The sequence below is a fragment of the Psychrobacillus insolitus genome, assembly GCF_003254155.1.
Taxonomy (GTDB): Bacteria; Bacillota; Bacilli; order Bacillales_A; family Planococcaceae; genus Psychrobacillus; species Psychrobacillus insolitus.
The window spans coordinates 136,528-149,140 of sequence record NZ_QKZI01000006.1 but is presented as its reverse complement, the minus strand read 5'-3'; the positions used below and the strand labels follow the sequence as shown (position 1 = coordinate 149,140).

Annotated in this window: 16 protein-coding genes; 14 read left to right on the top strand and 2 right to left on the bottom strand. The window is 34.6% G+C overall.

Going from position 1 to position 12,613, the window contains the following annotated elements:
- Positions 1-8: 8 nt before the first annotated feature.
- The 5 genes from rsmG to C7437_RS13135 all read left to right on the top strand — a co-directional run bounded on the left by rsmG (position 9) and on the right by C7437_RS13135 (position 4,328).
- Positions 9-725, top strand: a complete 717-nt coding sequence (rsmG, locus tag C7437_RS13155) for a 16S rRNA (guanine(527)-N(7))-methyltransferase RsmG (protein WP_111440193.1) — start codon at positions 9-11, stop codon at positions 723-725.
- Positions 726-815: 90 nt separating this feature from the next.
- Positions 816-1,697, top strand: a complete 882-nt coding sequence (gene noc / locus C7437_RS13150; RefSeq protein ID WP_111440192.1) for a nucleoid occlusion protein — start codon at positions 816-818, stop codon at positions 1,695-1,697.
- A gap of 134 nt (positions 1,698-1,831) precedes the next feature.
- The gene (locus tag C7437_RS13145) at positions 1,832-2,605 is read left to right on the top strand and encodes a ParA family protein (protein ID WP_111440191.1); all 774 of its coding nucleotides are present in this window, start codon (positions 1,832-1,834) and stop codon (positions 2,603-2,605) included.
- Entirely contained in the window at positions 2,586-3,425 is an 840-nt protein-coding gene (locus tag C7437_RS13140) for a ParB/RepB/Spo0J family partition protein (RefSeq protein WP_111440190.1), read from the top strand. Before C7437_RS13145 ends, C7437_RS13140 begins: the two co-directional genes overlap by 20 nt.
- Before the next feature lie 198 nt (positions 3,426-3,623).
- Positions 3,624-4,328 carry a DUF554 domain-containing protein gene (locus C7437_RS13135; protein ID WP_111440189.1) on the top strand — a complete coding sequence of 235 codons (705 nt, stop codon included), beginning with the start codon at positions 3,624-3,626 and terminating at the stop codon, positions 4,326-4,328.
- Here C7437_RS13135 and yyaC read toward each other — a convergent pair.
- A complete protein-coding gene (yyaC, locus tag C7437_RS13130) occupies positions 4,284-4,883 on the bottom strand; it encodes a spore protease YyaC (protein ID WP_111440188.1) in 600 nt (199 codons plus the stop codon). The two genes, C7437_RS13135 and yyaC, sit on opposite strands and share 45 nt — an antisense overlap.
- Before the next feature lie 79 nt (positions 4,884-4,962).
- Between yyaC and C7437_RS13125 the strand changes: the two genes are divergently transcribed.
- The 3 genes from C7437_RS13125 to ychF all read left to right on the top strand — a co-directional run bounded on the left by C7437_RS13125 (position 4,963) and on the right by ychF (position 7,218).
- Positions 4,963-5,814, top strand: a complete 852-nt coding sequence (locus tag C7437_RS13125) for a mechanosensitive ion channel family protein (RefSeq protein WP_111440187.1) — start codon at positions 4,963-4,965, stop codon at positions 5,812-5,814.
- 13 nt (positions 5,815-5,827) lie between these two features.
- Positions 5,828-6,028 carry a DUF951 domain-containing protein gene (locus C7437_RS13120; protein WP_111440186.1) on the top strand — a complete coding sequence of 67 codons (201 nt, stop codon included), beginning with the start codon at positions 5,828-5,830 and terminating at the stop codon, positions 6,026-6,028.
- Positions 6,029-6,117: 89 nt separating this feature from the next.
- On the top strand, positions 6,118-7,218 hold the full coding sequence (gene ychF / locus C7437_RS13115; RefSeq protein WP_111440185.1) for a redox-regulated ATPase YchF: 1,101 nt from the start codon (positions 6,118-6,120) through the stop codon (positions 7,216-7,218).
- 24 nt (positions 7,219-7,242) lie between these two features.
- Here the strand turns inward: ychF and C7437_RS13110 are convergent, their stop codons facing one another.
- Positions 7,243-7,788, bottom strand: coding sequence for a DUF3267 domain-containing protein (locus C7437_RS13110; protein ID WP_245909288.1), 546 nt, complete (start codon positions 7,786-7,788; stop codon positions 7,243-7,245).
- A gap of 177 nt (positions 7,789-7,965) precedes the next feature.
- Here C7437_RS13110 and rpsF point away from each other — a divergent pair, with 177 nt between their 5' ends.
- From rpsF to rplI, 6 genes are all read left to right on the top strand, one after another.
- Complete coding sequence (gene rpsF / locus C7437_RS13105) at positions 7,966-8,256, top strand: 30S ribosomal protein S6 (protein ID WP_111440184.1); 291 nt, start codon at positions 7,966-7,968, stop codon at positions 8,254-8,256.
- A gap of 43 nt (positions 8,257-8,299) precedes the next feature.
- Positions 8,300-8,803, top strand: coding sequence for a single-stranded DNA-binding protein (gene ssb / locus C7437_RS13100; RefSeq protein ID WP_111440183.1), 504 nt, complete (start codon positions 8,300-8,302; stop codon positions 8,801-8,803).
- A 44-nt stretch (positions 8,804-8,847) separates the two neighbouring features.
- On the top strand, positions 8,848-9,087 hold the full coding sequence (rpsR, locus tag C7437_RS13095) for a 30S ribosomal protein S18 (RefSeq protein WP_211310028.1): 240 nt from the start codon (positions 8,848-8,850) through the stop codon (positions 9,085-9,087).
- A 147-nt stretch (positions 9,088-9,234) separates the two neighbouring features.
- Positions 9,235-10,176: a YybS family protein gene (locus tag C7437_RS13090; RefSeq protein ID WP_111440181.1), complete on the top strand. Its 942-nt coding sequence runs from the start codon at positions 9,235-9,237 to the stop codon at positions 10,174-10,176.
- 12 nt (positions 10,177-10,188) lie between these two features.
- Positions 10,189-12,165 (top strand): DHH family phosphoesterase, encoded by a 1,977-nt coding sequence (locus C7437_RS13085; RefSeq protein ID WP_170122378.1) that lies wholly within the window; start codon positions 10,189-10,191, stop codon positions 12,163-12,165.
- Positions 12,162-12,611, top strand: a complete 450-nt coding sequence (rplI, locus tag C7437_RS13080) for a 50S ribosomal protein L9 (protein ID WP_111440180.1) — start codon at positions 12,162-12,164, stop codon at positions 12,609-12,611. Before C7437_RS13085 ends, rplI begins: the two co-directional genes overlap by 4 nt.
- Positions 12,612-12,613 lie beyond the last annotated feature (2 nt).

The following is a 12,613-nucleotide window of genomic DNA, read 5'->3' as shown; positions in this document are numbered from 1 at the left end:
AGAACTACATGAACGAAGAACAATTCATACAAGCCCTTCATGAAAAAGGAATTGAGTTAACTACTACACAAGTGGGGCAATTCAGAAAATATTTTGAACTACTTGTTGAATGGAACGAAAAAATGAATTTAACTGCAATTACAGATGAACCATCTGTTTATTTAAAGCATTTTTACGATTCCATAAGTGCATCTTTCTTTGAAGATTTTTCTGACTCTTACTCGGTATGTGATGTTGGAGCGGGAGCTGGGTTTCCTAGTATCCCATTGAAAATATGTTTTCCAGATTTGAAGGTTACTATAGTAGACTCATTAAATAAGCGAATTCAATTTTTAACTCATTTAAGTAAAGAATTAGAACTGACTAATGTACATTTTGTCCATGCTCGTGCAGAAGAGTTTGGGCAAAATAGTGCATATCGAGAAAAATATGATATTGTAACTGCAAGAGCTGTAGCCAGACTTTCAGTTTTAGCAGAATTGTGTATTCCTCTAGTTAAAATAGGTGGAAGATTCATAGCAATGAAAGCAACAAGTGCTTCCGATGAATTAAAAGATGCAAAAAAAGCCCTGCAATTATTAGGTTCAGATAAAAGTGCAGAGTATACCTTTCTCTTGCCAATAGAAAATAGTGAAAGAACGTTATATGTCTTTTCTAAAATAAAAAGCACACCGAAAAGATACCCTCGAAAACCAGGTATTCCGAACAAAACACCTATTATTTAATGAGGAATGTTCCACGTGAAACATTTGTAGTAATGTAATATATAGTGAATATTTAGTTGTACAGAGTTTCTAAAAGGTGGTGCTTGAAAGATGAAAAGTCCTTTTTCTCGTTTTTTTGGGAGTTCGGAAAAGCAACGACAAGAGGAACAAGAAGAAATAGTTAGTCCAACTCATAGTCGTTCAGAAGAAGTGGTAAATGTTCCCATAGGAAACATAGTACCTAATAAATATCAACCTAGAACTGTTTTTGATGACGAAAAGATTGAAGAACTTGCTCGAACAATTCATACTCATGGTGTAATACAACCAATTGTAATTCGTCAGATGGATGATGAAAAATACGAAATTATTGCTGGTGAGCGTAGATTTAGAGCAATGACTAAACTAGAATGGTCTGAAGTACCGGCAATCATTCGTAATTTAAGTGATAAAGAAACAGCTTCTATCGCCTTAATAGAAAATTTGCAACGTGAAGAATTAACGGCAATAGAAGAAGCAGTTGCATATCAAAAATTATTGAAATTGCATGAACTTACGCAAGAAGCATTAGCACAACGTCTTGGAAAAGGACAGTCTACTGTTGCAAATAAACTAAGATTGTTAAAGCTGCCTGAAGAAGTTCAAGAAGCGATTATGAAAAAAGAAATATCAGAAAGACATGCTAGATCTCTTATGCAAGTGAAAGACACAGATGCCCAACTCAACTTAATGAAGTTGACGATTGAGCAGCATTGGAACGTAAAACAACTAGAAGAAAAAGTAGATGAATTTTTAAACCCTCCAACTAAGGAAGATAAAAAGTCAGCAAAGCCTAGACGAAAAGCAGTGAGTAAAGATATTCGGATTGCATTAAATACGATTAAACAGTCCTTATCTATGGTCACAAAAAGTGGTATAAATATTAAAACAGAAGAAGAAGATACAGAAGACTTTTATCAAATTACAGTTAGAATTCCTAAAAAGAAATCATAATTTACCTATTTTACTTAGACTCTCACAAAAACGTGAGAGTTTTTTTCTTTTATAATATGAATAACATCCAAATACTTAGAAAATTTGGTAGAATGGTATAGTGTAATAAAAAAGCAAGGGAAGAGGGTGCAAGAGTGGGACGAATTATTGCAATAGCTAACCAAAAAGGTGGCGTAGGTAAGACAACTACATCAGTAAACTTAAGTGCCTGTCTTGCATATCTAGGTAAGAAAGTTTTACTTGTCGATATAGATCCCCAGGGAAATGCTTCAAGTGGTGTTGGGGTAAGTAAAGGTGAAATAAATCAATGTATATATGATGTTTTAATAGATGATGTAAGTGTTTTAGATACAATATTAGAAACAAAGGTTGAAAATTTACATATTGTTCCTGCAACTATTTCATTAGCAGGTGCAGAAATTGAATTAGTTTCAACTATTTCACGAGAAGTTCGATTGAAAAAAGCATTACAAGAAGTAAAAGATCAATATGAATATATTATAATTGATTGTCCACCTTCATTAGGATTGTTAACGATAAATTCTTTAACGGCTTCGGATGCTATCATTATTCCAGTTCAATGTGAATTTTATGCTTTAGAAGGCTTGAGTCAATTATTAAGTACTGTAAGACTTGTTCAAAAACACTTAAATAAGCATTTAGAAATAGATGGTGTGTTATTAACGATGTTCGATGCACGTACTAATTTAGGGATTCAAGTAATTGAAGAAGTAAAAAAATACTTTCAAGATAAAGTTTTTAAAACAATTATTCCAAGAAATGTCCGTTTAAGTGAAGCTCCTAGTCATGGAGAACCAATTATTATTTATGATCCAAAGTCTAGAGGAGCAGATGTATATCTAGAATTAGCAAAGGAAGTGATACGTAATGGTCAAAGGGTTAGGTAAAGGGATAAATGCACTTTTTCCAGGAGAAGATCTAGAGCCATTAGAGGTAGTTCAACAAATTTCTTTAGTAGACATTAAACCAAATCCTTTTCAACCAAGAAAGGTATTCGATGAAGAGGCTTTAAAGGAACTTGCAGAATCTATTAAAGAACATGGTGTGTTACAACCTATTATTATTCGTAAAAAAGGGTCTAAATTTGAAATAGTTGTAGGGGAAAGAAGATATCGTGCATCACAAGAAGTAGGCTTAGAAGAAATTCCAGCAGTCGTAAGAGAGTTAAATGATCAACAAATGATGGAACTTGCTATTTTGGAAAATCTACAAAGGGAAGATTTAACACCCATTGAAGAAGCAGAGGCTTATCAAAAACTCATGGAACATTTAAGTTTAACCCAAGAACAACTTGCTTTTCGATTAGGGAAAAGTCGTCCCCACATTGCTAACCATATCAGGTTATTATCTCTACCTGAAGAAGTCAGAGCGGCAATTTCTATTGGAGAATTGTCTATGGGCCATGGAAGAGCGTTACTAGGATTGAAAAAGAAAAAAACAATTCCATTAATTATGCAAAAAACGCTTAAAGAAAATTTAAACGTGCGTCAATTAGAAGCTTTAGTACAACGATTGAATGATAATGTTCCACGTGAAACAAAACAAGAAGAAAATAAAGATATCTTTACAAAAGAGAAAGAATCTGAATTAAGAGAAATTTTCGGGACGTCCGTTTCTATTACCAAAAATAAAAATAAAGGTAAAATTGAAATTGAGTTTTATTCTGAAGATGACTTAGAAAGAATACTACAACTTTTAGAAGACTAAAAAACCTATTTCTAGGTTCACCTGGAAATAGGTTTTTAAAAGATAACAAAGTATATGTAATTTCTGCGGTGGCTGAGGAGCTGCCTCCTGAGCCTTCACGAAGCAGGTCATGTCTGTTATGCCACAGGATGTGGCATAACAGACATGACCTACCCCATCCGCATTTAATAATATCACTCTCTGGAATGGAGAATTGGAATGGTTTTATTAGGAACACTTGTAAATGCAGCATTAATTGTTATTGGTTCTATTATTGGAAGATTATTAAAAGGAATTCCAGAGAATATGAAGCAAACAGTTATGTCTGCGATTGGTATTGCAGTTGTAGTATTAGGAATTCAAATGAGTTTTGAAAGTGATAACTTTGTATTAGTAATTATTTGTTTAGTTTTTGGGGGAGTCATTGGAGAGTGGATCGACTTAGACAAATGGCTAAATAGATTGGGACAATATATAGAGGTTAAATTTGGTTCTAAAGATAAAGGTGGTAGTATTGCACAAGGTTTTGTAACAGGTACTTTAATATTTGTTATTGGAGCAATGGGAGTTCTCGGCGCTTTAAACGGGGGACTTCGAAATGATCATGAATTATTAATCAGTAAAGGTATTATCGATGGGTTTACTTCCATCATACTAGCAGCAACACTTGGAATTGGTGTTTTACTTTCAGCAATACCAGTAGCGATTTATCAAGGTGCAATTGCATTGTTTGCAACGCAGATTACAAAAATAGTGCCAGAAGCTGCCCTCAAATTATTTCTTCAAGAAATGACAGCCACTGGAGGGATTATGATTATTGCAATCGGCATGAATTTACTGGGGTTAACGAAAATTAGGGTAGCAAATCTTCTTCCTAGTTTAATTGTAGTTGCTATTGCTGTTGCTTTTATCCATAACTTTTAAATTAGATCGATGCCAAGCTAAAAGAAGAGAGCGAGAAATTACTTGTCCCATTTCGTATGTTAAGTGTAAACGAGTACTTTGTAATACGTTATACTCCATGAATCCTCCAATATTGACTATTGCTTTAATTGAAACTTCCCCAATGGGTGGCAATTCTTTTTTTACAGCTTTCCCTGGGTATAGTGGACCTGGATGAATAATGATTTGTCCTATGTTGTTTGCGTTACCTAAGCAAGCGTCGATTGCAATAATATATGGTTTTTGAGGAGCACTATTTAATTTGTGGGTAATCTCTTCAAGGTTTAAGGCATGTAATGGTTTATCCAGTGTTCCGACGATTTGAAAAGGGAAAGATAATAGCTGTTTTAAAAAAGAGCCGGTCATTGGTCCAAGGGCATCCCCTGTAGAGCGATCTGTACCAATACAACAGAATACTAAGTTAGGATGATTAAAAGGGATTTGTTCTAAAAAGAAGTTGCTTAATCGCCAAATGACACCTGTTTCTTTATAATAGATAGTGGATGTATCTTTTATAATTGCTGCTTGAGAATTCATATTTAGACTCACTTTCTTTTTCATTCAGTATATGCAACTAAGATTTTATTTATTCAAGTAGAGGTGGAAAACAAGTAATATGGATATGAAGTTTAAAGAATTTACTGAGTACTTATTAAAAGAAGAAACCTGGATAGATTTAGGGTTTGTGACGTTAAAAATAATTTTTGTTTTACTATTAACCGCAGTGGTAGTGAAGTTTGGTAAACGAATTATTGAACGTCTATTTTTAGTGAGACAGAGAAGTCCCTTATCTTATGATGAACGAAGACAAAATACATTATTAAAACTATTGCAGAATATTTTGACATATGCTGTGTATTTTGCTTCTATTTTAGCTATATTGTCAACATTCGGCATAAATGTTGCTGGTCTTGTAGCTGGTGCCGGAATTGTTGGTCTTGCAGTTGGTTTTGGTGCACAAAGTTTAGTGAAGGATGTTATCACAGGATTCTTTATTGTTTTTGAAGATCAATTTGCAGTAGGAGATCAAGTGCAAATAGGTCAGTCTATGGGAGTAGTAATTGAAATTGGTCTTCGTACGACAAAAGTAAAGAGCTACACAGGAGAACTTCATATTATTCCAAATGGAAATATTTCAGAAGTTATCAATTATTCCATATATAATTCAATAGCTTTAATAGATATCAGTGTCTCGTACGAATCAGATATACAAGTGGTCGAAAATATAATTAAAGAGTTTTTGCAAGACTTACCTAATAAATACGAGGAACTTGTAAGCATCCCAGATTTACTTGGTGTACAAAGTTTAGCTGCATCCGAAGTGATTTTACGAGTTGTAGCAGAAACTTTACCATCTCAGCAGCATGGAGTTGCAAGAAACATTCGTAGAGATTTGAAAGAATATCTAGAACAAAAAGGAATAGAGATTCCATATCCGAAAATGGTCGTGTATCAGAGTAAAGAATAAGTAGGTGAGTGAAATGGAAAGTAAACAATTCCAATTAAATGACATTGTTGAGATGAAAAAACAGCATCCTTGTGGAACAAACGCTTGGAAGATAATACGCATGGGAGCAGATATTCGTATTAAGTGTGAAGGTTGTCAGCATAGTGTGCTTATACCAAGAAAAGAATTTGAAAAAAAAATGAAACGTCGCTTAGTAGAAGCTGACCCACAGTAAGGATAGACTTTTATCTTCAAAATCAATATAATGAACAGGTTATGTATATAATCGAATTGGTTAATAAAATAAGAAGGGCAGTGACATAGATGGCACTAACAGCAGGAATCGTAGGATTACCGAACGTAGGGAAATCAACACTATTTAATGCAATTACAAAAGCAGGAGCACTTGCAGCTAACTATCCATTTGCAACAATCGATCCCAATGTGGGTGTTGTAGAAGTTCCAGATGAACGTCTAGATAAATTAACAGAATTAGTAGTACCAAAGAAAACAGTTCCAACTGCATTTGAATTTACAGATATAGCAGGGATTGTAGAAGGCGCTAGTAAAGGCGAAGGACTTGGAAATAAGTTTTTAGCTCATATTCGTGAAGTAGATGCAATCTGTCAGGTAGTACGTTGCTTTAATGACGACAATATTACGCATGTATCGGGTAAAGTTGATCCAATATCTGATATTGAAATAATTAACCTAGAGTTAATATTAGCTGATTTAGAAAGCGTAGATAAACGTCTAGCTCGTGTTATTAAGATGGCGAAACAAAAAGATAAAGATGCACTAGCAGAAGAACCAGTTCTTACTCGCTTAAAAGAAGCTTTTGAGGCAGGGAAATCTGGCCGTTCGGTTGATTTTTCTGAAGAAGAACTACGTGTTGTAAAAGGTTTTCATTTATTAACGACTAAACCAATGCTTTATGTTTCCAATGTATCTGAGGACGATATTATGGCTGACGGCGAAAATGAATACGTACAAAAAGTGCGTGAATTTGCAGCTGCAGAAGGAGCAGAAGTAATCGTTATATGTGCAAAAATCGAAGAAGAGATGGCGGCACTTGAAGATGATGAGAAGATGATGTTCCTTGAAGAATTAGGAATTAAAGAGTCTGGTTTAGATCAGTTAATCAAAGCTTCGTATTCATTAATAGGTCTGGCTACATACTTTACAGCTGGAGTTCAGGAAGTACGCGCTTGGACATACCTGAAAGGGATGAAAGCTCCTCAATGTGCTGGAGTTATCCACTCTGATTTTGAAAAAGGATTTATCCGTGCTGAAACAGTAGCTTATGATGATTTAGTAGAAACTGGTTCGATGGCTGCAGCAAAAGAAGCAGGAAAAGTTCGATTAGAAGGTAAAGAATATATAGTACAAGACGGAGACGTAATGTTGTTCCGCTTTAACGTATAAATAAAAAGAGTTAGCGAGAAATCGCTAATTCTTTTTTAGTACGTATAATCTAGGTTTTACAGGATCATCTTTGATAAGGACATCACTAGGGAAATTCCTTAACTCTTTATACATGGCAAAATCACCAGCTGCACCAGCAATTAACCATGCTCCTAAAATTACTAACATAGGTAACTGAACAGAATAACCAATCAACATTGGAATAAGCCCAGTCATCCAAAAAGGAAGAAGTAACGCTTTTTTCATTGCACTGTTTTTAAGAGGTATAGTCGTTGTTGCATATGCAACCCCAAGTTTGAGATTTACACCATAATCCATACTACTCCAAGGAACCTTCCCAAAAAACCAAAACCCAATTAAGTGAAAAATCTCGTGCAAAATGATTAGCACAATATAACCAATAATAAACAAGAGAATATCAATGAATGTAAAAGTAATGCTAAATCCATTATATAACTCGACATAAATGAATAATCCTGCTATGGATAGTAGAGCTGTCATAACTAAGCTGCTTAATGCAACCTTTTTTAAATCAATGTCAATAACTGATAAGTATTCTTCTTTATCCACTAGTAATGCCTCCAGACAAGAATGAGTTAATATAAATATACATGAAATATAAAAATTAAAGCAATTACTTGATACAGAGAATCTTTTGTGGTACAATTCATTGATGTGAGTAATAGTATTACTTGCTCCTTGTCGACTGTTTACAGTCGGCCAAAGACCATGGGGAGGTGTAAATAGATGAGAAAGTACGAATTAATGTACATTATTCAACCAGCAATTGAAGAAGATAAAAAGAAAGCTCTAGTTGAGCGTTTCCAAGAAATCTTAACTTCAAATGGTGCAGAAATCATCGAAGCAAAAGAGTGGGGCAAACGCCGCTTAGCTTACGAAATCAATGACTTACGTGAAGGTTTCTACCAAATCGTTAAAGTAAATGCTGATTCAAAAGCAATCGATGAGTATACTCGTTTAGCTAATATCAATGAAGACATTATCCGTCACATTGCTGTTCGTATGGACGATAAATAATAAAATCGACTAACAAAAGCTGAACGAGGGAGGTTTTACACTGATGATTAACCGTGTCGTATTAGTTGGAAGACTAACAAAAGATCCGGAACTTCGCTATACACCAAGTGGTGTTGCAATGGCAAGATTTACAATTGCTGTAAATCGAACATTCTCTAACCAAAAAGGTGAAAAAGAAGCCGATTTTATCAGCTGTGTCGTTTGGAGAAAGCAAGCTGAAAACACAGCGAACTACTTGAAAAAAGGAAGTTTAGCTGGAGTTGAAGGGCGAATTCAAACGGGTAGTTATGAAGGACAAGATGGAAAACGTGTTTATACAACGGATGTTGTCGCAGACAGCGTTCAGTTCTTAGAACCACGTAGTAGCTCAAGTGAACGCAACCAAGGTGGGCAACCATTTGGTGGTGGACAACCACAGCAAAATTCAAATCCAACATATCAGCAAAACCAACCAATGAATCAGCAAAATTATACACGTGTAGATAATGATCCATTTGCAAACAGTAGTGGGCCAATCGAAGTATCGGATGACGACTTACCGTTTTAAAAGGATATCTCACGTATTTACTTTAATCGAAAAGGAGGCAACCTATTATGGCACAACGTCGCGGAGGCAAAAGACGTCGTAAAGTATGTTACTTCACATCAAACAATATCACACACATCGATTATAAAGATGTAGATTTGTTGAAAAAATTCGTGTCTGAACGTGGAAAAATTCTTCCACGTCGTGTGACAGGAACTAGTGCGAAGTACCAACGTAAGTTAACACGAGCTATTAAAGTATCTCGTATTATGGCTTTACTACCATTCTCTACTGAAGAGAGATAAGAATATAGATGTTAAAGGACCGGGAAACCGGTCTTTTTTTTATTTTGTCATATATTCACTTATTATTAGTAGATCGAGTAATAGTTTTTAGTTGTAGTAGAAAATCTGTTACAATGAATAGATGATTACAATAAAGGAAGGTCCTTCATGCAAATGAATCAAACTAAATATTTAACCTATGGAGCAGTCATGATTGCAATGTTTGCTATATTATTAGCAATGTCTGTATATGTTCCAGTTCTTGGTTTCTTCACATCGTTTATTTCAGTTCTTCCGATTGCTTGGTACAGTGCGAAATTTGAACGGAAAAACGCCATATTTATTACCTTTATAAGTATAATTATTTCCTTTATAATTGGAGGGGTTTTTGGCTTTATCTTCGGTTTACTTGCTGCTCCACTTGGACTAATAATTGGGGATTGTATTAGAACGAAGAAATCAAAAATTTATATGGTAATGGCATCGGGAATATTTTTGCTATTTATGACTGCTTTTCAGTACATAGCATCCATTTTTTTATTCAACATGAACATTTTAGAGCAATTTTTAGAAGGTATTGAAATATACTACGAACAAGTCGGAAATATTATGACTTCGGTTGGCCAATTACCAAAGGATTATGATGGAATGGTTGCTCAAAGTTTACAATTGATCGAAACCATTATCCCCTCTTATTTTATCGGTACTGTATTTATGACTGCTTTTATCTATTTAGCAATTAACTTGCCGATATTAAAAAGATTAGGATTAGACGTACCGAAGTTTTCAAAATTCATGGATTTTAGACTACCAAAAGCAGTGTTATGGTATTATTTAATCGTGTCTATATTTACAATATTTATTTCTTATGAAGTTGGAACATTTGGCTATTTAGTTTTTGTGAATGCAGCATTAATATTACGAGTTCTTCTTTTTCTACAAGGGGTTTCGTTAATTCACTTTTACTGTAATGTTCAAGGCTATCCTAAATGGGCAACTGTGCTCATAACATTTCTTGCAATACCCCTCTTCTCATTTACAATTATAGTAGGTGTTTTAGATTTAGGATTTAATGTTCGAAATTATTTAAAAGATAGGTACAAAAAATAAGGAGCTGATCAAGTGGCGTCTTTTTTTAGAAAACGACCAATTCGATATCCTCTCTTTTTGTTTATGCTTTTAGGAGGAGTAGCATCTTATTTACTACTTTCTGACAATACCTTAGTGGGTTTACTATTTGCGTTACTAGTAGCTGGGGTTTCAGTGTATTCGTGGACAATAGAGCAGCGCGTATATGAAGAGACAGAAAAGCATATAGAAACACTTTCTTATAGAATGAAAAAAGTTGGGGAAGAGGCACTTTTAGAAATGCCGATTGGAATTTTATTGATCAATGATCATTATATTATTGAATGGGCAAACCCATATATGATGAAGAAACTACCTTTTGATACGATTATTGGTGAGGAACTTATTTCTATTTCTAAGGACTTTCAACAGTTAATAAAAAACGAGGATTCTAAAGAATTAACTATTACCTTTGGCGACAATAACTATAAAGTGTTGTATAAAGCTGAGGAAAGACTTCTTTATTTCTTTGATATTACTGAGCAACTCGAGATTGAGTCATTGTATTATGGGGACCGTACTGTTATAGGTGTTTTATTTATCGACAATTATGATGAGATAGCACAAGGTATGGATGATCAAACTCGTGGACAGTTAAATAGTCTCGTTACATCTTCCGTGAATAATTGGGGTGCTAAATACGGTATTTTCGTTAAAAGGATATCATCAGATCGGTTTTTAGCAGTATTTAATGAATCTATTTTGGTAGAGCTAGAGAAAAACAAATTCGCTATCTTAGATGACATACGAGATACTACAACAAAATTTGGATTTGGACTTACACTAAGCGTAGGTGTTGGAGCCGGTTCTACCTCATTAGTAGAGCTTGGGGAGCTATCTCAATCTAGTTTAGATTTAGTACTTGGTAGAGGTGGAGATCAAGTAGCGATTAAGCATCCAAGTGGAAAAGTGAAATTCTATGGTGGAAAAACAAATCCAGTAGAAAAAAGAACACGTGTAAGAGCTCGGGTTATCTCTCATGCGCTTCGTGATTTAATACAGGAGAGTGACCAAGTATTCGTAATGGGGCATCGTATGCCTGATATGGATGCAATTGGAGCAGCTGTAGGCGTTAGAAAAATGGCTCAGATGAATAAAGTCGAAGGTTATGTCATTATAGATTTTAATGAATTAGACAATAGCGTACTTCGACTAATAGATGAAATTAAGAAAAAGCCTGAACTTTTTTTAAGTTTCATAACTCCAGAAGAAGCTATGAACAAATTGACCGATAAAACGTTACTAGTAGTAGTTGATACGCATAAACCAAGTCTTGTTATTGATGAAAAATTACTTCAAAGATCAGAAAAAATTGTCGTAATTGACCATCATAGAAGAGGAGAAGAATTTATTACTCCAACATTACTTGTGTATATGGAACCTTATGCATCTTCCACTTCAGAATTAGTTACGGAATTATTAGAGTATCAACCAAAGAATGAGAAAATTACTATGCTAGAAGCAACGTCAATGCTCGCTGGGATAATAGTAGACACGAAGAGCTTTACACTTCGTACAGGTGCCAGAACGTTTGAAGCAGCGTCCTATCTGCGAACACATGGAGCAGATACAGTACTCGTACAAAAAATGTTAAAAGAAGACCTAAGTACGTATATTGAACGTTCAAAAATTGTGCAAACAGTAGAATTCATAAAAGAAGGCATTGCTATTGCGCATGGCCCAGACAACATATCTTACAGCCAGGTATTGCTAGCACAAACAGCTGATATATTGTTAACAATGGATAATGTTTCAGCCTCGTTTGTTATTGGAAGAAAAAGTGAGTCTAGTATTGGTATTAGTGCAAGATCCCTTGGGGAAATAAATGTTCAGTTAGTAATGGAGCAATTAAATGGCGGTGGTCATTTAACAAATGCTGCATGCCAATTAGAAAATAAAACAATTGAAGAAGCAACTACTATGCTAAAACAAGCCATAGAAGAAACATTTGAAGGAGGACGATCAGAATGAAAGTAGTATTCTTAAAAGATGTAAAAGGTAAAGGTAAAAAAGGGGAAATAAAAAATGTAGCAGACGGGTATGCACATAATTTCTTACTTAAAAACAATCTAGCGCTTGAAGCAAACGCGGCAGCAATTAGCGCATTAGAAGGACAAAAGAAAAAAAATGAAAAAGAAGCTGCAGAAGAGCTTGCAGAAGCAAAAAAATTAAAAGACGTACTAGAACAATTAACTGTTGAACTAAAAGCAAAATCAGGTAGTGATGGCCGTTTATTTGGATCAATTACTACTAAGCAAATTGCAGCACAATTAGAAAAAACAAACGGTATTAAAATTGATAAACGTAAAATGGAATTAGACGACGCAATACGTGCACTTGGTTATACAAACATCCCTGTTAAACTTTATCATGATGTAGTTGCTGTATTAAAAGTACATGTAACAGAAGAAGCTTAAGG